The organism is Flavobacterium sp. CFS9 (assembly GCF_041154745.1).
In the GTDB taxonomy this organism is placed as follows: domain Bacteria; phylum Bacteroidota; class Bacteroidia; order Flavobacteriales; family Flavobacteriaceae; genus Flavobacterium.
The window spans coordinates 4499392-4517788 of the sequence record NZ_AP031573.1 but is presented as its reverse complement, the minus strand read 5'-3'; the positions used below and the strand labels follow the sequence as shown (position 1 = coordinate 4517788).

Sequence of the window (18397 nt, the reverse complement as noted above, 5' to 3'; positions counted from 1 at the left end):
AAAATTTGGTTAGCAGTAAAGTTTTTTGATCAATTCAAATTTATGCAATATCCGAAAATCGAGCATATTTTTAAGTTGAAAATTCTTAATATTCTGCCAGTTAAAATACTGTGCCATCGCTGCTGAATCTCCGAGGGGCTTCTCGGTTTAGCGGCGGCGTACTAAACGGCTGATATTGAGCGGTCTGATGAAATTGAAGTGCAGATCATTTTTTAGGAGTCTGGAATTAAAAAATTAGCTAACTTTAGTCATAACAACTAATACAGTACAGTATGGATATTGATTATCAGGACCGCAATATTTTTGAAACGGATTATATTTTCAGGATACAGACCTTTGAGAAGTATCTGGAAAGCCCCGCCGCATCACAGCATCATTATGCGGAGTATAAGGCCGGACTCATTCCCAACATCTTTTACGCGCATAATATGAAGGATGTGCTGAGCATCTTCAAAGAAGAGTACGATGGCATAAAGTCGGGACTAGAGCGCTATGAAACGGATAACAATAATGATTTCCCAATGCTCAAGTCCTTTGTAAACACGGAAAGGGATCTGCGAAAAATATTGGACAGTGACCAGCTTAGAGACTATACTGAACTGCTGGAACGCTCCTTTGACAGCCAGAAGACCGATGCAAAGGCCGCTGCAGTGAGCAGGTTCTTCCTGCCGACGCCTCTGCTGGAAAACTATATCTATCAGGTGGAGAAGATATTCGGAAAAGGCATTCTGGACTGATCTTCTTTTCTCTGAGACATTCTCCCTAAATACCAATCTGCCATCTTAATTATCGATCTATGGAACTGCATTTTGAGGATTTAGCGGTGACCGTCAGAGCCGGAGAGCTGGATGTGCCGTACGGCTTGAGCGATGAGGCGCTGTTTTTATCGGTGCGCAGCCATCTGGCGGGACTGCTTTGCGGGGGCGCGGAGATTTTCCATTTTGGACCGGCGCCGGACAATACGGCCGACGGGCAGGATGAGCTGCTGGAGAACGGCATCTTCTACCGGATCATCGCATATGAAAAGAATCTTGGCATCGATAGGGAGAGTGCGACGGATGAAATACTGAGTGCCTTCAGTTTCCTGGTCGAAAATTTCGAGCCGCGATGGGCCACAATCTTCGTGGAGGAGGGATCCGCAAAAAGAGAGGTGACAATCGAGCTTCTGTATCAGGAGGTGTTCTGAAAATCGTTCCTCACTGCTCTTCTTTGCGCAAAAGGATCAAGCTGGCCAATTATAAATTTAAAATAGAGGAGCAATGAATACAGAAGACGGCATTGAAAGATTTATCAGGGCGCAGCAGGATGCCTATCCCCGAGCATTGGAAGAAATCAGAAGCGGACGCAAGCAGAGCCACTGGATGTGGTTTGTCTTCCCGCAGATCAGGGGTCTGGGTTTTACGGACTATAATGTATATTTTGGGCTAAAGGACCTGGACGAAGCCAGGGAATATCTTAACGATCCGGTACTGGGGAAACGTCTAGTCGAGATTTCACAGGCGGTCCTGGGACTGAACGGAAAAACCGCGCTGGAGATTTTCGGAAAGCCTGACCAGCGGAAGCTCAGGTCCTGCATGACGCTGTTCAGCAGGATTGCCGATGCGGATCCGGTCTTCGGAAAAGTGCTTCAGAAATACTATGGCGGAATTTTGGATGAGAAAACAATTTCCATTCTCGGGACTCAAAATTAGGCTCTAATGATTCTATCCAAACCTCACAGGTCGACGTAGATAATTTTTACCTTCTCGCGGTGCCCGTCGATCAGGCAATTTATCTCATCGCTCAGCTCCCTGTATTTGGCTGCCGACTCTTCCTTTTCCTGATTCTTTTCCATTTCCAGCCTATTGGTTTTTTCCTCGGGAGTTTCCTTGACCATCTGCCCCAATTCCATTTCGGTGCCTGGCGCGCCATCATTTTCCAGAGCCTCTCTCTGCTGCCGCCTTAAGGCAGCTTTTGCCTCCCTGTGGCAGACGATGATGTAGTCTTTCAGCAGCCCGACACATCTTTGCACATGCTCGCCGAAGCCGCCGTCTTCGTCAAGGAGTTCATGGGGATAAGTGTAATTGATGATCTCCATTCGGGAATGCAGGTCAATTTTAAAGTATTCTATAAAATCTGAGTCTGTGACTCCGTTAAACTTATCGATTTCCATAGCAGTATCTGTTAGATTTGAAAGCCGACCAGATTTCCCTGATAGGGAAAGGCGAAATCCTCGATTTTCACCGACTGGTCCAGCCATGCGGATTCGTCCTGCCGCTTCAGCATAATGGGCATTCTGAGCTTATGGTTATGGATGTACTGCATCAGGCCGTTTGCTTTTGTGGTCACCATGGTGTAGGTGTTTTTAATTTCATCGGTTAGGGGATCCGTCCAGGAGGAATACAGGCCGGCAAACGTAAAGATTTCATCATCCTGCGAGTTGATCTGGTACTTATCCTTGCTTTTTCCCTTCTCATCATTCCAATGCCATTCGTAGTAGGCAGATGCTATTATCAGGCATCGGTTATGGGTGATGTTTTTGAAGGAGGCCTTTTCGTCTATGCTCTCTATCCTTGCATTGAGCGTATTTTTTCTGAATTCTATATCCTTCGCCCATGACGGGAGAAGCCCCCAGGTGTAATCCGTTGTGATCAGGTGCGGAGAGGAATTAAGTATCACAGGGATATTTGGATGGGAGAACCCGTTTATAAAATCCGACTGCAGATAGGTTTCCTCATTGTCGAGTTCCGCATTAAAGCGTCTTTTGAGATCTTCTATTGAGGCATTCTGCTGGGTATAATAACACATAATATTCCGTTTTAAAGGCTGTTTTAAAAATGTCTTATCCTGATACTAATCTGCCCTTTTAAGGGCTTTTGTCTTTTTCATACGGCTTAAGTTTGAATAAACGATCTTATGGAATCTTACCCAATAGACATCAAACGCATCGAAAGGCTTATTAAAGAAAATGAAAAGCGAAAACAAAAGCTTAGAAAAAGAAACAGCAGAAAACTGATGTACGGCATGCTTGTTTTCCTCTTTCTGTTTCTGCTTTTCTATCAAATTTAGTTCATTCTTAGGACATTGCATAACTAAATATTCAAAATTTCATTCTGTGGCGCGGCAGATTGATTTCGTGATCCTGCGGATAAGGCTGGCGGTGGGTGCTGCTGACATCCTGTTTGATATTGTGCTGTGTGGTATACCTTTTTTCCGAGTCCGAATATCTTGGATCAGGGATAAATGGCATTTTCGCCATTCTGGAAATGGTGATCGTAGGGAAATGATAGTCAATTTCCACTGTGCCCAGAAGCAGGTAGCATCCGCCTCCCTGAAAAGGATTATTTACAAGACTGTCCGGGAAATGCGCCGTATCAAAATAGGCTCCCTCATGATCGATCCATGTCCCGAAATACATATTGCCCCTCTTTGTAGGCACCTGTTTTGTCGAGATGAGATAGGCAAGCATGCGAACTTCCTTCTTATGGTATTTTAACAAATCCCGAACCATCACATCCCCTCGGTATCTGGTTTTGAGCAGATCAAAAACGGTGCAGGAAACCGGGAAATTCAGCAGTTCGATTTCATCAAAGGCATCCTCAAAAATCGAGCGCTCCAGAACAGGCAGCTTAAATTCCTTTGCAGGCTGCTCGATGAGCATAAGCCCGCGATTTGCTGGCTTGAAATTATTCATCAAAAGGCTTACCTGCACCAGAAGCTGGTTTTTGGTTTTTCCCGTAAAACGGAAAGCGCCGATAAAAATAAGCGTCTTTACATTCTCAATTCCCATCGGCACCCTGTTTATGAAATCTTCCAGCGATTTGTAGATGCCGTTTCTCTCGCGCTCAGCAGCGATGAACTGCGAGAGTTTGGAATCCAGGCCCTGCAGGTGCATAAAGCCCAGATAGATATCGGTGCCGTAAAGAGCGGTTTCAAATCCGCTTCTGTTCACGCAGGGGGTATGGATGACAGCGCCGGCCATCCGCGCTTCGTGCACATAGATTTCAGTTCTGTAGAACCCTCCCTGATTATTGATTACGGCAACCATAAATTCAATAGGGTAGTGCACCTTCAGATAAAGGCTCTGGTAGCTTTCCACGGCGTAGGATGCGGAGTGCGCCTTGCAGAAAGAATAGCCCGCAAAGGATTCGATCTGGCGGTAGATTTCCTGGCTCAGCGCTTCGGGATGCCCATTTGCGGCCGCTGAAATAAAGAAATCGTCCTTCACTTTCTGGAGCGCCGCTTTAGAGCGTCCCTTGCCCGACATGGCACGCCTTAGTATATCGCCGTCTGCAGCCGACAGCCCGCCGTAATGCAGGGCAATTTTGATCACGTCTTCCTGATACACCATAATGCCGTAGGTTTCTCCTAGCTCCTTTTCAAAGACCGGGTGAAAGTATTCAAATTTTGACGGGTTGTTATGGCGGAATATGTATTCCTTCATCATTCCAGACTGCGCGACTCCAGGACGGATGATCGAAGAGGCAGCAACAAGGGTTTTATAATTATCGCATTTCAGACGGCGCAAAAGCCCCCGCATCGCAGGGCTTTCGATGTAGAAGCATCCTATGGTTCTTCCTTCCGCAAGATAGACGTTTGCGGAGGGTTCGTTTTTTGAGATACTCGTGTCGCGGATATTGATCCGGATTCCTCTGTTCTTCTCAATTATCTTCACGGTATCATCAATATGCCCAATGCCTCTCTGGCTGAGAATGTCAAACTTGTCAAAACCGATATCCTCTGCCGTATGCATGTCAAAGAGCACTATCGGGAATCCTTTCGGGGGCATTTCCAGCGGCGTGTAATTGGTCAGCGGCTCTTCGGAGATCAATATCCCGCAGGAATGCATGCTGCGCATATTGGGATATTTTTCCAGCATCATGCCGTATTCCTGCACCAGTTTGACTATGGAGTTGGTCTGATGGAGCTTCATGGGATTTTTGGCCAGCATGTCCAGCTCGTCTTTTGGAAGTCCGAATACTTTGCCTACCTCGCGGAAAATCGAGCGGTATTTGAACTCTACATTAGTCCCGCAGAAAGCTACATACTCACTGCCGTATCGGTTGGAGATGTATCTCAAGATTACATCCCGCTCTTTCCAGCTCCAGTCGATATCAAAATCGGGAGGGCTCTTGCGGTTTTCATTCAGAAAGCGCTCGAAATACAGGTCAAGCTCCAAAGGGCAGATGTCGGTTATTCCAAGACAGTAGGCAATTATGCTGTTGGCGCCCGAGCCCCTTCCGATATGAAGGAAACCGCAGAAGGTGCTGTAGCGTATGATATCCCAGGTAATGAGGAAGTAGCCGCTGAATTCAAGGTCATTGATGACTTTGAGCTCTTTCTCCACACGCGCTTTTGCTTCTGCATTATGGCTTCCGTATCTCCATACCAGACCTTCTTCGGCCAAAGTGGTCAAAAGGGCAATATCCCCTTTTTTACTTTTGGTATAATGCCTTTTGTTTTTCGGGCTTTCAAAATCATACTTAAAATTACAGCGTTCGATGATGTATCTTGTATTCTGGATTATTTCGGGATAATCTTTATACATGGCGGTAAGTTCCGCTTCAGGAATCATGACATCCGATTTGCTGCACCAGTCATCAGGTTCGAGTTTGGAGAGAAGCTCGTTTAGGTCGACTGCACGAAGAATCCTGTGCAGGTTGTATTCCCTTTTGGTGCGGAATACAACTGGCTGAAGAATAACCATCTCAGCTCGTCGTTTTCTCCACTGTGAGACTACAAGTTTTTGCAGCTGGTCGGGACGGATGCCTATGTATTCATTATGCCGAAGCTCTTCGGGCACATTTTCTAAAGGATAAATGATGAAAACATCCGAGAAGAACGGTGCGGTTTCTGGCAACGGTTTCTTTTCAAAGTTATGCTCGGTCAGAAAGCGGTTCATCTGGGCGAGCCCCACGGCATTCTGCGCAAGGCCGATATAGCGCAATTTATGGCTGCAGCGGAATTCTATGCCGACAAGCGGTTTTATGCCTAGAGCCTGGCAGCCTTTTATAAAATCATAAATGCCCGTAACGGTATTGATATCGGTCAGGGCTGCCGCCGTGACACCGCAATCCGCTGCCTGCCTGATCAGATCATCCAGCGGTATGGTGCCGTAGCGCAGGGAATGGAATGAGTGGCAGTTGAGAAACATGATTTATTTTTTTCGTTTTAAAATTTCGTCTTTATTGTTGGGCTTGAAAGATGCGCCTGCGCATCTCATCACGGCATCAAAGCCGTAGCGGTTCTTCATTCGGTCCATGGCCTGATACAGGGCAAGCATCTCCTCGGTGTCATTGAACAGGTCGATCTGGTAGGTTCCCCTGACCAGTCCGCTGAATCGCACACCGATAAGGCGGAGCCTCATGCGGCGCTGGTAGAGCCTGTTGAAGAGATCCACCACCGTCTGGTTCAGGATATGGTCGGCCGAGGTATACTGCACACGGGACTGCTTGGTTTCGGTATCAAAATTGGCGTACCTGATCTTGACGGTCACAGTCGAGGCGAGCCACTCTTCGGCGCGCAGCTCGTAGGCCAGCTTTTCAACCATTCCCTGCAGGATCCTGCTGAGTTTCAATATATCAATGGTATCCTGGGAGAAGGTGTGCTCGGTGGAAATGGACTTTCTTTCCGTGTATGGCTCCACAGGCGTGTTGTCGATGCCGTTGGCTTTCTTCCAGAGTTCTGTTCCGTTTTTTCCGATCATCTGCTGCAGGGACTCGGCTGGCATTTCGGAGAGCGTGCGGATGGTGCGGATGCCGATTCTCGAAAGGAGCTCAAAGGTTTTCTGTCCGACCATCGGAATTTTTCTAATGGAGAGCGGGTTCAGGAAGGACTGCACCAGATGCTCCGGGATTTCAAGGTTCTGCTTCTGCTTGCCTTCGCCCGTGCCGATTTTCGATACGGTCTTGTTGACCGAAAGGGCAAAGGTGAGGGGCAGGCCCGTTTCCTTTGTGATTCGCTGCGCCAGCTCATCTGTCCATTTGTAGCTTCCGTAGAAACGGTCCATGCCGGTGATGTCGAGATAGAACTCGTCGATGCTGGCCTTTTCCACCACGGGCGCCTTTTCCTGGATGATTTCGGTGATGTCATGGGAGAGCCTCGAGTAGAGCTCCATGTCGCCCTTCATGATTTTGGCCTGAGGGCAGAGCTTCATGGCCATGTGTATGGGCATGGCCGAACGCACGCCGAATTTACGGGCTTCGTAGGAGCAGGACGCCACAACGCCCCTGTCCCCGCCGCCTATGATCAGCGGAATGCCGTTAAGTTCTGAATTGGAAAGCCTTTCGCACGATACGAAAAAGGTGTTCATGTCGATATGCACAATTGCCCTGCTCATGGTCTGTTCATTTTTATACAGACCAAAATTAGTACAGATAATAACATTTTGTAAAAGTTATTATGTTACAAATAGCAACAATTTTAAAAAAGCCTTATTTTTCAGCAGGTATTCATAAAAGAAAAAAGAAGCCGGAAAGGCTTTATTCAGAATTTACGGCATAGGGAATTCTGAAAAGAATGCTGTTTTTATTTTTAAAAAGGATTAAATGAATTTTAAAAAAAAATGTTATAAAGTGTTATTGTTTCTATAATTTTCAATCTTTTGCTTCAATTGCTGAAAATTATGCAGGTAAATTCCGTATATTTAAGGTCTGTTAACCGCTAAACGGATATAATTCGATTATTTATCGATCTTCAATTCTTACTTATCTGATATGTATTTTTTGCAGATTCTTAGATTCTTGTCTTCTGCAGCAGCATAAAGCATGAGGCCATGTCGCAAATATATAATTCCAAAAAGATTATCTATCTGGCAGATGATGATGAGGACGACAGGCTGCTGTTTCTCGATGCCGTTCAGGAGCTCAGCCTTCCGGTGACTGTCAATACAGCCGAAGACGGGCAGCAGCTTCTGAGTGCTCTTAATAAGGCCGCCGGGAGCCTGCCTGAAATCATTTTTCTGGACATCAACATGCCTGTCAAAAACGGTTTTGAATGCCTTGAGGAAATACGGCGGGGAACGCTGCCGTTGAGCGGCGTAAAAGTGATTATGCTTTCCACGAGCAGCAATGCTGAAAACATAAAGCGCTCCTATGATCTGGGAGCCGATTATTATGCCGTCAAGCCCAGCACATTCAAGGCCCTTAAAGATCTTCTGCAGAGCATAATGGAAATGGACTGGAGCATTGCGGGAAGAAACAAGGCAGAATTCCTTCTGGTTTGAGACGGCGTCCATCATAAAAAAGTACAGCCCTGCAGTGTGAACTGCAGGGCTGTTATTTTATAAATGAAAGCCGGTTTTAAACATCGGCTTCTTCTGAAAGCGATTGATCAGAGGCATCTTCCTGCATATTTTCCGCAGCTGCTTCCCGTGCCGAAGCCTGCGGTGCGGGAGTCTTTTTCATTAGGATATAAAAATCCCTGAGATGCCACCATGCCGGACAGCGGTCCACAGGTCCGCTGAAGTTTCTGATGGTGCTGTAGCAGCTCCTGAGAAAAACCTGCGTATCGGTAATATTTGCCCATTCCGTCAGTCTTACTTCCTTGGGCGGGGGATTGCTTTCAAAATAGCGTTTTATTTCTTCGTGGTTCATTCCGCAAATTTAGGCAAAATGCCCCGCACTTACAAGGGAAGAACGGGAGCATAGCATTTGATTTGCTTCGGATTCATCCGCTTTTCCAGCAACGTTTTGAAGACCAACAGCATGCAGCTTGCTAAAAATCTGCCCACTTTTTGGGTATCGAGAATATTTCTTTAAGCCCTCAGCGAATAGGAAGATAATTGCTTATAGGAAAAATAGACCGTTTTTTATAAATAATGGATGAATTTTCATAATAATCACTCAATGCAATTGATCTAATTTGGCACTTTGAAATTGTGCTATAATTCAAATGATTTTTTAACAAGTGGAAAATATTATCTACTGACTATTGGCAAAGATGATAATCCTACACCTTAAAATTAAACCAATGAAAATACCGGAATCATTTAAAAAAGTGATACTTGAAGTAATCTGCCTGTTATATATACTTCTATTTGTTTATGCTTCAGTAAGCAAAATGATAGATTTTGAAAACTTCCAAATCCAGCTCGGGCAATCACCGCTAATAAGTGCATTTGCTGGCTTGGCAGCACCAAGTGTACTGTTTCTTGAGCTTTTAACAGCTCTGTTGCTTATGGTACCCAAATTAAGAATGGCAGCATTATTTCTAGCACTGGGCATGATGAGCTTATTTACTACCTATATTATAATTATTTTAAATTATAGTTCTTTTATACCTTGTTCATGCGGAGGCATTTTAGAAAAAATGAGCTGGCGAAGCCATCTCATCTTCAATATTGCATTTGTGTTACTGGCAATGACAGCTATTTTGCTGCACCATAATATAGAAAAGCCATATCATTCAAGAAAAAAAAGCTATTTAATTTTGGTGAAAATGATTTCCACAATTATCTGTACTACCGCCATTATAATAATTCTATTTCGACGCTCAGAGAGTATTATGCACTTTGAAAATCCTTTTATAAGACGTTATCCTCAACATCCAGCAGCGTTTGAAAACCAGCTGGACTTAAAATATAATTCCTACTACTTTGCTGGGGAGTCAGGAGGCAGAATCTATCTGGGTAACTATACCGCTCCCTTAAATATTAAGTCAGCAGATCAAGGACTGAAAAGTCTGAAAGCGGAGAGAATTACTTTTAGGACTAACGAAATTCCATTTAAGAAACCAATTGTATCTGTACAGGGATTTTACTTTTTTCTAAAAGAGGGATCCGTACCTGCAGTCTACCGGGGAAAAACTTCGGACTGGAAAATCAATTATAATTTAAAAGGAATACCCTATTTCACACAGTCGGTTCAAATCGACAGTACAACTACTGGATTCAGATCCAATAATGGAGAAAATCTAGGGAACATTTTAGGAGTCTTTAACCAATACTCTAGACCTTCAATTAAATATAATGGACGTCTACTCCAGAGACAGATCGATGGAGTTTTTGACACTGATGGAATATTGCTCTACAGTGAAAAGATACAACGGTTGGTATATGTCTACTTTTATAGAAATGAGTTTATTATAGCAAATAATAGCGGACATCTCGTAAGGAGAGGCAATACGATCGATACTGTTTCAAAAGCGAAGATAGGAGTGGCCTATCTTAAAGGAAATAAGGAGCGTACTATGAATGCCCCGCCGTTAATTGTAAACGCTAACGCCGCAGTATATGATAATCTACTTTTTATACATTCTAGAATCAAGGGAAAGTTTGAGGATAACAAACTGTGGGAGCAGGCGTCAATAATAGATGTTTACGATATCTCAAAAAATATATACCTGATGAGTTTCCCAATCTATAATTTAGAGGATAATAAGATGAGAAGCTTTTATATAACGAAAGAAAATTGCTTTGCTCTGATTGGAAATAGTATTGTAGTTTATAAATTCCGGGATATATTGAAAAAAGAGTTTAAAAATAATGGTTTTGTAAAAAAATGATATTAAAAATATACTGGCCAGTATCAGGAAACAGATCGAAAACCTGTAGAAAAAAGTAGATCAGAGTTTAATTTAATATTTATATTATGAAAACGCTATTATTTAAAAATGGAATTGCAGCAGCAACAGTTGTCGTTGCAATTACAGGAGCCTTTGCGTCCTCGATGCAGAGCAGTTCAAAAAGTTTGGCCCCTAGAGTCGGCTACACGCTGAATGCTAAGGACGATTGCAATATCCAAGTGGCTTGTGACGATAATCCGACACCATTTGTCTGCCGACTAAATGGTACCTCAGGACCACAGGCCTACGGTAAGAATGCACAAGGACAATGTGTTGAAATACTATATCGTCCGATGCAGTGAAAATTGAGTAATTAGCTTTACCGCTCCAGTGATATGGAGCGGTATTGTTAAATATAAAATCTGATTTTTTTAAGTAAACGAAGAGGCATATTTTGTATGCTGTCCAATGATAATAAACAATTATGAAGAGAATTATTCTTAAAAACCGTTTATCTATTCTAGCCGTAATCCTTGCAGCGTCCAGCGCGTTTGCCAATTCGTTCAAGCCGCAGCTTGAAAAACGTCGAGGTCCTGCTGTGGGTTACACTTTGAATGCTCAGCAACAATGTGATATTGCAGTCGCTTGTGATGATAATCCCAGTCCATTTATCTGCCGTTTAGGCGGAACAACCGGACCAATAGCCTATGGAAAGAATGCGCAGGGGCAATGTGTAATAACGCTCTGGCGTCCATTTTAAAAGCTTATTTAAAGATAAGCCGTTCAGACACATGAACGGCTTTGTTTATTGTATGAATTAATTCATAGCATTGTCTATCCAACCTGAGATTTTTTCTTCTTTTAGAAAATAGTCAAACCATTGCAAAACTCTGTGTGTCAAATCCTCCTGATTGGAAGGTATAGCCAATCCATGACCTTCATTAGGATACAGCAGCATTACATTTTTTTTACCAAGACGACGCAGGGCCATATGATATTCGACGGTCTGCTGCCAGTCAACCTGCGTATCTGCCCTCCCGCTCCATGTGAGAAGCGGAATCTTTAGACTGTTAATATAGGCGACTGGCGAGTTTCGATTATAAACATCGGGATAATTAAATGGATCCTTATTATTCATATTCCACTGATCACCTTGGAAGCGCCATATATCGGGCCTGCCTGTTTTCCAGTTTACAGTTAAATAAAAGCGGCCTAAATCTGTAATTGCCCCGCTGACTACAGCTGTTTTAAAGAGGCTGGATCGGTTTGCAATGAACGCAGACTCATAACCGCCGAAAGAATGGCCCATTAGGCCAACACCTTCGGGATTGACAATGTTCATGGAGAGTATTTTTTTTACACCTGATTCGGCGCAGTCCAATGAGGATAGCCCTTGATTTTCATCCTCAATGATGATATCAGGAAGAAAGAAAAAGTAGCCTTTAGAGGTAAAAACTGCCGGATTAAATCCTGTTTCATTCTTTAAGGTAGGAATGGAATATAAATGCAGATTTTTTGACTGGTTTTCATAAACATGGACAATCATAGGATATTTTTTTGTGGGGTCATATAAAGCCGGATAATATAAAACACCTTTGAGTTTCTGATGCTTTGAATTCTCAAAAGTTACGAGTTCGTTATTTCCCCAGTGATAATTACTATGCTGCGCATTGCTCTGGAAAATTGTACTTTGCCGCAGATCTTCCTGCTGAATGACCAGCCCAGGCGGAAGAGAAAATTTTTGAATCCTGTATAGAAACTTTTTGCCGGAAAATGAATATTTGAGCTGGTCAATATATGCATCCTCATAAACGATTGGTTTTTCGCCGATATTTTCTTTCCATAGAAAAAATCCTGTTTTTTCATCAGCACCTCTGGCATTTAAAATAATCTCTTTAGTTAGGTCATAGACTTCATGGTTCAAGCTTCCATATGTACTATTAAGTAGGGCACTGCCTGGATCACAACCAAAGCGAAACTTTATTTCTTTTTCCCTTCCGTGGGTAAGTCTTCTCGCTTTAGAACCGTCAAATCTTACAGCCCAGATATCAAATTGGTCATAGAGAAGTATTTCTGTATTACTGCTGCTCCATCCAGCTTGTCCAAATGCACTGTTGGAAACCAAAGTATGTACTTTGCCATTGAAAACTGTTTGTAAATTTTGAGTTAGGTTAGTATGCAGGTCTTTGATAATATTATAAGTCCACCAGTTGCCGTCTTTAAAATAAGCAAGATAACGTCCGTCAGGAGATGCTGTTAAATATTCATAATAAGATGAAAACCTGCTCAGTATTTTCTTTCGCTGCATCGTGGCAAGGTTAAGCAGATAATAATCTCGCGGTGCATAAAGAGTAAATTGTGGCTCATACTGCAGTTTATTGGACAGAATCGCATACTTTTGGTTTCCCGTGAAAAAAACTTCAGGAAGTTCATCTGTGCTTACCTCAATAGATCTTCCTTTATTCGGTTCCCACATCATAATTTTGAGAGTTTCACTGGGAATTTCACCGATATATGCGTACGAATATACTAACTTATCATTTGTGTTCCAGACTTCAGGCTGCGAATAAGATTTAGAAAGTTTGTCAGATTTTCTTTTCCTGATATGGAAAAAGACACGCTGGAGGTCTTCTGAAATTAAAATTTTATCTGGAGGTGAAGAAACAATTTCTGCGCCCTCAGGAAGTCCCTGCGGAACTCCACTATTAAATTCAAATAATCTTTTCAGGTCATTGCGGTACATAAATATTGAATTTATTTTCCTATCTGGCGACAACGAGTAAAAAGCGACTGCTCTGCCATGTGGATCCCATGAAAATTCCGTAAAATGATTTGAACCGGAAGCGATTTGTTTTTCGGACTTATCTTTTAAATTGATCAGTATCAATTTGCAACTGCCGCTGCTGCAAGTGCTGACGATTAGCCATTTATTTTTAGGACAAAGAGAGAACTGTGTGGCATGTTCTACTGATTTAATTATTCTTCCATCAGGACTTTGAATAAGTAGCGACTTTTCTTTTCCAGCGTTAGCTTTTAGTAATATAATAAGATTGTATTGCTCGTTATATTGATAGGAAGAAACATTCGAAATACTTTTCTGCTGCCCATTACTCAAATCAATAAAGCTAAGGCTGTCTTTTGTCTGGGCGTAAAAGTATTGATCTGAAGTAATGCAGGAGTTATATCCCATCGGAATATTAAATGTTTTTCCCGTGTCAGTTATGTTTCTGATAAATAACGTATCACGATTGTTTTCATATTGTAAGGAATAACTAGTCCATCTTCCATCAGAAGAAAATTTATCAATGAAAGTTTCCGCCCAGAGGCGGTAATCTTTCTCCTCTAGCTCTTTTTTCTGCAATGCCTGCCCATTTAAAGGGCAGGTTTCCAATTGCAAAACAAATAAAAAAAATAAATATATAAGACAATCCTTTAATTGAACTTCTTTAAGGGAGAACCGTTTATTTTTTGATGCCATATTGTATTTTATTTAGTAACCAGGATTTTGGGGTTGAAGATTTGGATTGGTGATTAATTCAGTTTGAGGTATAGGGAACAATTTGTCTTCTGAATTCCATCCTGCTTTTACTGGTTTGAGAGTTTTATCAAGCACTTCAAGACGTTTCAGATCAAAAAAGCGATGGCCAAGCTCGGTAAAATACTCCCATCTTCTCTCCTGCAGTATTGCATTTGCGATTTCATCTGCGGTCACTGCAGCTGTTTTGTCTAATCCAGCGCGTATCCTGATTTGGTTCAAATCTTCTTTTGATCCAGTTAAATTTCCTTGGCGCGCCCTGGCTTCTGCGCGGATGAGATACTGCTCGGCTAATCGGAACAATACAGAATATTCCTTGGATTGCGCCGTATTATCCCGTTCCTTATATTTGAAGGGATGATACCAAATTGAAGTACCATTTGAAACAGCTTTGATCCAATGAGATTTGCGCAGGTCATTTGCGGCAAAGGAATCAAAGAGCGAAGGGCTGAGAGAGGCTGCTGTTGGAGGGGTGCTTATAAAAATAAAGGATGACCCTTCCTTTGTGTTCTGCCCCGCAAATGCCGGCTGAAGCTGCCAGATAGTTTCTTTCGAGCTGACAAGAAAAGTGCGGTCTATATCCTGTTCCAATGAAAACAAATTATTTTCATTTAAAACTGCTGAGGCTTCATTAGAGGCTTCAGCATATCGATTGCTGTACAGATAAACTCTTGAGAGCAGTGCATGACAAACCCACTTGTTGGGACGGATTCTTTCCACAGTACTGTATGAAGTTGGCAGCAGGAGGACGGCACTGTTCAGATCAGAAAGAATATGCTCATAAACTTTCTGCATATCTATACGCGAGACCTTACTGTTTTTTCTGTAATCGGTATCAGTGATGTAGGGAATAGAACCAAAAAGATTTGTGAGATAAAAGTGCACCAATGCCCTGATAAAGAGTGCTTCCCCTTTAAGCTGTTTTTTATTTTCAGGGGAAAGATTCTGGCTCTTTTCTACTCCTTCTATAAGCGCATTTGAGGCATAGATCTGATTATAAGAAGTATTCCAGTAGTCCTGGACTGCCGTTGTGGAAGGAAGCAGTCTATTGCCATAAAATAAAGAGCCGGAGCTTGAAGCATTTTCATATGAAACTGTTTCATCGGCGTAGTTCCCAAGCTGGAGCGATAAACCTGTAAAGGAGCCTGTCAGCATGCCTGTGTCACGTATTTTGGCATAAATATTAGCTAAGGCTGCTGCAGCCGTTGCTTGATCTTCGAATACCTCTGAAGTTGAAAGCTGTGATTTAGGAAGACCAGTTTCAACAAAAGAGTCGCATGCTAGGAGCTGCCATAAAACTACAGCAACTGTTAAGACTGTTATTTTTTTCATTTTCTGATAGTTAAAATGTTAGTTGTATGCCTGCGCTGAGTACTTTAAGCGGCGGTAGAAATCCCGCACCTCCGAATTCCGGATCCCCGTCTTTGAATTTTGTGAATGTCAGTAAATTTTGTCCCTGAAGCATGATTTTTAGGCCTGTCTGTTTAAGTGCCAGCGGAACATCGAATGACAAGGCTATATTTTTAAGACGGATATAAGACCCGTCCGTCACAGTAGCATCGCTGAGGGAGTAATAATAATCAGCCATCAATGCTTCATAATTGGATCCAGTTGTTGCAATCTGGTACGATGCATTATCCCCGGGCTGCGTCCATGTTGCGCTCATATCCCGCAACTGATTAGACATCATTCCAGCAGGTCCCATCGGATAGATTCTGCTTTTTTGTTTTACAAACTGCAAGAGAAAGTCTAAATTCCATCTTTTATAGTTAATTTGGTTTTGAAGCCCCCCATAAAATGCAGGGTTAAGATTCAGGGCAGTCTGCCTATCATCCGGAAAAGAGATTGTATTGTCTTTGTTAGTGTCCTCAAATCGGTAAACACCCGTCTGTGGATCTACGCCTTTGTAATGATACAACAGCTCGATGTTTAGCGGCATACCTATTCGATACTTCTGGCTGTATGTTGAACCTTCTAGATTAGGAAAACGTAACAAGGTGTTTTTAGCAAAAGTTATGTTGAAATTTGTAGACCATTTAAATTTGGAATCATTAAAATTTACCGCCCTTAATGTGAGTTCAAGACCTTTGTTTTCTATCTGCGCATCTAGGTTTGTCTGTATAACCTGAAATCCCGTTGTGCCTGGCAATGGAAGACCGACCAGCTGATTTGAAGAGCGATTCCGGTACCAGGAAACAGTTGTGAAAATCCTATCCTTTAAAAATCCAAGCTCTAATGCGAATTCCAGTTTTTTATTAATTTCCCATCCAAAATCTGGATTGTAAAGTCTTGAGGGCTGTAATCCAGTTAAGCCTCCATAATTTATTCCAGATGTGGTATAGGTGTTAAGAAACTGATAGTCACCGATCTTGTCATTTCCTGTCGTTCCGTAGCTGCAACGGATTTTACCAAAACTTAGCCAATAGCTTTCAGTTAAAAAGTTTTCTTTTGAGAAAATCCATGCTGCACCAGCAGCTCCAAAAGAAGCGAACTGGTTTCCTGGCCCAAATCTGCTTGAACCGTCCCGTCGTCCTGTCAGATTAAGAATATAACGCTGCTGCAGGTTGTAATTGACTCTGGCGAAAAAAGCTTGATATTTATATTGATCCTGGTCGTTGCTGTAAATAGTTATGTTTTTTGCTGCTGCAAGGTTGTAAATTAAGCTGTTGGAGGCGAATCCGCTAGCAGTCTGATACAGGATATCGTTTGTCTGGCTCTGGAAAGTACCGCCGACCAGCACGTCAAATTTTCCATTAGCTATTGCCATGCTGTAATTGATCTGAGGTTCTATTATCCAAGATTTACGGTCCGTATCGTAGAGATAGATCGCAGAACGTGCACTGGTGACATTATTGGCCGGGTTAAAAATGGTGGAAGGCCGGGTTCTAGTTTCGGAACTGCCTAGATTGGTAAAACCAAAGCTGCTTTTAATGGTAAGATCTTTTAGGATTTCATATGAAAGCGTGCTATTAGCTATTAGATTATTTGTTTTTGAACGGAATTGTGCATTAAGATTTCTAAGCGGATTCTCCCAAGTACCGTTTTCCCAGTTAAGGCTTCCATCAGGTTTATATAGAGCAGGGGCATTAGGAGGGAGATATCTAGCATCAAAACTCAGGTCAAAGGAAGGCAGGTTATTATTCTGGCTGTTGTAGCCTCCTGTAAAACTAATGCGGAATCTTCCGTCTTCTGACTTATGGTTTAAATTAAGCTGCAGTCCGCCCGTCTTATAACGAAAGTCTCCGGGATATACAGTACTTTGCTGATGCCAGTTACCGTTGAACATAAACTGCGTCTGCTCTGATCCTCCCGATACAGTGCCTTGAAGGTCATTCATCTGTGCTGTACCTCCAAGAAGCTCCTTCTGCCAATCAGTATATCTTTTCTGATCCCAAGTTCCGTTTATGTCGTAATCCCAGTCATTAAATTCAGAAAGTCCATCGTTTTTAAAAGCCTGTCTTCGCATTGCCAGATACTGCTCTGTGTTCATCAGGTCAGGAAATATTGTAATTGTCCCTGCACCCGTCGAGCTATTAATGGTGAAAGATGTCTTTCCTTTTTTCCCTTTTTTGGTGGTAATGAGAACAACTCCATTTGCGCCCCTTGAACCATATATTGAGGTTGCATCTGCATCTTTGAGGACTTCAATGCTTTCGATCGAATCTGGGCTAATGCTATTAAGCGGACTGGAAACTGTCGGGAAAGGACTAGAGGTTTGCGCATGTCCGATTGGATCCGAAGAATACGGAACACCATCAATAATGTACAACGGTGCATTGGCATCGGACCGAAGGCTGTTCTGTCCTCTGATTTTAATATCAAATCCACCGCCAGGAGCACCTGTAGTCTGGGTGATGCTGACACCAGCCATCCTTCCCTGCATTGTGGCCAAAACATTTGTGACTGGCTGGGTATCGATATCTTTAGATGTAATTCGAGCAATGCTTCCAGTACGTTCGCTTTCTTGTACAGAGTAATATCCGGCATTAACTTTGACTTCCTGCAGAGTGGTGGCGTCAACCTGAAGTACAATATTAATTTTTGACCGGCTATTAATGGGTATGTAAGCGGTTTTGAATCCTAAATAAGATAATACTAAGGTATCTTGGGCAGATGCAGAAATACTAAAATGGCCGTTGTAGTCAGAAATCGCGGCAGTCATGGAATCTGCCTTTAATGAGATGGTAACGCCGGGCAGGGGACTAGAGCCATCGGAGACAGTTCCCTGTATCTGATGCTGTTGGATTAAAGAGGTGCTGCGCCGCAGACTGTTTTTGGCAAATGAAGGGGAGAAAGAGATTAGAAAGCCTGTAAAAACAAGGCAATAAAAAGCTTTCCCACCCTTGAAAAATGAAAAAATATTCATAATATTGGATTGGT

15 protein-coding genes are annotated in these 18397 nt (G+C 42.7%); 7 read left to right on the top strand and 8 right to left on the bottom strand.

Translation table 11 applies throughout. The features are described from left to right. Nucleotides 1-272: 272 nt before the first annotated feature. The 3 genes from ACAM30_RS19085 to ACAM30_RS19075 all read left to right on the top strand — a co-directional run bounded on the left by ACAM30_RS19085 (nucleotide 273) and on the right by ACAM30_RS19075 (nucleotide 1691). Entirely contained in the window at nucleotides 273-737 is a 465-nt protein-coding gene (locus ACAM30_RS19085) for a hypothetical protein (protein WP_073411689.1), read from the top strand. A gap of 59 nt (nucleotides 738-796) precedes the next feature. After that, the gene (locus tag ACAM30_RS19080; protein ID WP_073411687.1) at nucleotides 797-1186 is read left to right on the top strand and encodes a hypothetical protein; all 390 of its coding nucleotides are present in this window, start codon (nucleotides 797-799) and stop codon (nucleotides 1184-1186) included. Nucleotides 1187-1259: 73 nt separating this feature from the next. After that, nucleotides 1260-1691 (top strand): DUF1810 domain-containing protein, encoded by a 432-nt coding sequence (locus ACAM30_RS19075; RefSeq protein ID WP_073411686.1) that lies wholly within the window; start codon nucleotides 1260-1262, stop codon nucleotides 1689-1691. 23 nt (nucleotides 1692-1714) lie between these two features. On the opposite strand, the gene ACAM30_RS19070 is transcribed toward ACAM30_RS19075, so the two are convergent. From ACAM30_RS19070 to dinB, 4 genes are all read right to left on the bottom strand, one after another. Beyond that, on the bottom strand, nucleotides 1715-2152 hold the full coding sequence (locus ACAM30_RS19070; protein WP_289877185.1) for a hypothetical protein: 438 nt from the start codon (nucleotides 2150-2152) through the stop codon (nucleotides 1715-1717). An 11-nt stretch (nucleotides 2153-2163) separates the two neighbouring features. Beyond that, nucleotides 2164-2787: an SOS response-associated peptidase gene (locus ACAM30_RS19065; RefSeq protein WP_289877186.1), complete on the bottom strand. Its 624-nt coding sequence runs from the start codon at nucleotides 2785-2787 to the stop codon at nucleotides 2164-2166. A 292-nt stretch (nucleotides 2788-3079) separates the two neighbouring features. Further along, the gene (locus tag ACAM30_RS19060) at nucleotides 3080-6133 is read right to left on the bottom strand and encodes a DNA polymerase III subunit alpha (RefSeq protein WP_289877187.1); all 3054 of its coding nucleotides are present in this window, start codon (nucleotides 6131-6133) and stop codon (nucleotides 3080-3082) included. A gap of 3 nt (nucleotides 6134-6136) precedes the next feature. Then, entirely contained in the window at nucleotides 6137-7318 is a 1182-nt protein-coding gene (dinB, locus tag ACAM30_RS19055) for a DNA polymerase IV (RefSeq protein WP_289877188.1), read from the bottom strand. 435 nt (nucleotides 7319-7753) lie between these two features. On the opposite strand from dinB, the gene ACAM30_RS19050 reads away from it, so the two are divergent. After that, nucleotides 7754-8203, top strand: coding sequence for a response regulator (locus ACAM30_RS19050; protein WP_289877189.1), 450 nt, complete (start codon nucleotides 7754-7756; stop codon nucleotides 8201-8203). Between the two features lie 76 nt (nucleotides 8204-8279). Here ACAM30_RS19050 and ACAM30_RS19045 read toward each other — a convergent pair whose 3' ends face one another. Next, nucleotides 8280-8573, bottom strand: coding sequence for a hypothetical protein (locus tag ACAM30_RS19045; RefSeq protein WP_289877190.1), 294 nt, complete (start codon nucleotides 8571-8573; stop codon nucleotides 8280-8282). Nucleotides 8574-8949: 376 nt separating this feature from the next. Between ACAM30_RS19045 and ACAM30_RS19040 the strand changes: the two genes are divergently transcribed. The 3 genes from ACAM30_RS19040 to ACAM30_RS19030 all read left to right on the top strand — a co-directional run bounded on the left by ACAM30_RS19040 (nucleotide 8950) and on the right by ACAM30_RS19030 (nucleotide 11242). Next, complete coding sequence (locus tag ACAM30_RS19040) at nucleotides 8950-10482, top strand: MauE/DoxX family redox-associated membrane protein (protein WP_289877191.1); 1533 nt, start codon at nucleotides 8950-8952, stop codon at nucleotides 10480-10482. Between the two features lie 185 nt (nucleotides 10483-10667). Next, the gene (locus ACAM30_RS19035; protein WP_369616132.1) at nucleotides 10668-10844 is read left to right on the top strand and encodes a hypothetical protein; all 177 of its coding nucleotides are present in this window, start codon (nucleotides 10668-10670) and stop codon (nucleotides 10842-10844) included. Nucleotides 10845-10966: 122 nt separating this feature from the next. After that, nucleotides 10967-11242, top strand: coding sequence for a hypothetical protein (locus ACAM30_RS19030; protein ID WP_289877193.1), 276 nt, complete (start codon nucleotides 10967-10969; stop codon nucleotides 11240-11242). 57 nt (nucleotides 11243-11299) lie between these two features. Here ACAM30_RS19030 and ACAM30_RS19025 read toward each other — a convergent pair whose 3' ends face one another. The 3 genes from ACAM30_RS19025 to ACAM30_RS19015 are packed head-to-tail and all read right to left on the bottom strand — an operon-like array spanning nucleotide 11300 to nucleotide 18383. Further along, the gene (locus tag ACAM30_RS19025) at nucleotides 11300-13960 is read right to left on the bottom strand and encodes a prolyl oligopeptidase family serine peptidase (RefSeq protein ID WP_369616131.1); all 2661 of its coding nucleotides are present in this window, start codon (nucleotides 13958-13960) and stop codon (nucleotides 11300-11302) included. A gap of 12 nt (nucleotides 13961-13972) precedes the next feature. Next, nucleotides 13973-15349: a RagB/SusD family nutrient uptake outer membrane protein gene (locus tag ACAM30_RS19020; protein ID WP_289877195.1), complete on the bottom strand. Its 1377-nt coding sequence runs from the start codon at nucleotides 15347-15349 to the stop codon at nucleotides 13973-13975. A gap of 10 nt (nucleotides 15350-15359) precedes the next feature. Then, on the bottom strand, nucleotides 15360-18383 hold the full coding sequence (locus ACAM30_RS19015) for a SusC/RagA family TonB-linked outer membrane protein (protein WP_369616130.1): 3024 nt from the start codon (nucleotides 18381-18383) through the stop codon (nucleotides 15360-15362). Nucleotides 18384-18397 lie beyond the last annotated feature (14 nt).

What these genes read in the sequence shown, in the direction of transcription:
- ACAM30_RS19040 (WP_289877191.1), top strand. Translation starts at nt 8,950, where the DNA reads ATGAAAATACCGGAATCATTTAAAAAAGTGATACTTGAAGTAATCTGC.
- ACAM30_RS19020 (WP_289877195.1), bottom strand. Translation starts at nt 15,349, where the DNA reads ATGAAAAAAATAACAGTCTTAACAGTTGCTGTAGTTTTATGGCAGCTC.
- ACAM30_RS19085 (WP_073411689.1), top strand. Translation starts at nt 273, where the DNA reads ATGGATATTGATTATCAGGACCGCAATATTTTTGAAACGGATTATATT.
- ACAM30_RS19045 (WP_289877190.1), bottom strand. Translation starts at nt 8,573, where the DNA reads ATGAACCACGAAGAAATAAAACGCTATTTTGAAAGCAATCCCCCGCCC.
- ACAM30_RS19080 (WP_073411687.1), top strand. Translation starts at nt 797, where the DNA reads ATGGAACTGCATTTTGAGGATTTAGCGGTGACCGTCAGAGCCGGAGAG.
- ACAM30_RS19070 (WP_289877185.1), bottom strand. Translation starts at nt 2,152, where the DNA reads ATGGAAATCGATAAGTTTAACGGAGTCACAGACTCAGATTTTATAGAA.
- ACAM30_RS19025 (WP_369616131.1), bottom strand. Translation starts at nt 13,960, where the DNA reads ATGGCATCAAAAAATAAACGGTTCTCCCTTAAAGAAGTTCAATTAAAG.
- ACAM30_RS19015 (WP_369616130.1), bottom strand. Translation starts at nt 18,383, where the DNA reads ATGAATATTTTTTCATTTTTCAAGGGTGGGAAAGCTTTTTATTGCCTT.
- ACAM30_RS19075 (WP_073411686.1), top strand. Translation starts at nt 1,260, where the DNA reads ATGAATACAGAAGACGGCATTGAAAGATTTATCAGGGCGCAGCAGGAT.
- ACAM30_RS19050 (WP_289877189.1), top strand. Translation starts at nt 7,754, where the DNA reads ATGTCGCAAATATATAATTCCAAAAAGATTATCTATCTGGCAGATGAT.
- ACAM30_RS19065 (WP_289877186.1), bottom strand. Translation starts at nt 2,787, where the DNA reads ATGTGTTATTATACCCAGCAGAATGCCTCAATAGAAGATCTCAAAAGA.
- ACAM30_RS19060 (WP_289877187.1), bottom strand. Translation starts at nt 6,133, where the DNA reads ATGTTTCTCAACTGCCACTCATTCCATTCCCTGCGCTACGGCACCATA.
- ACAM30_RS19030 (WP_289877193.1), top strand. Translation starts at nt 10,967, where the DNA reads ATGAAGAGAATTATTCTTAAAAACCGTTTATCTATTCTAGCCGTAATC.
- dinB (WP_289877188.1), bottom strand. Translation starts at nt 7,318, where the DNA reads ATGAGCAGGGCAATTGTGCATATCGACATGAACACCTTTTTCGTATCG.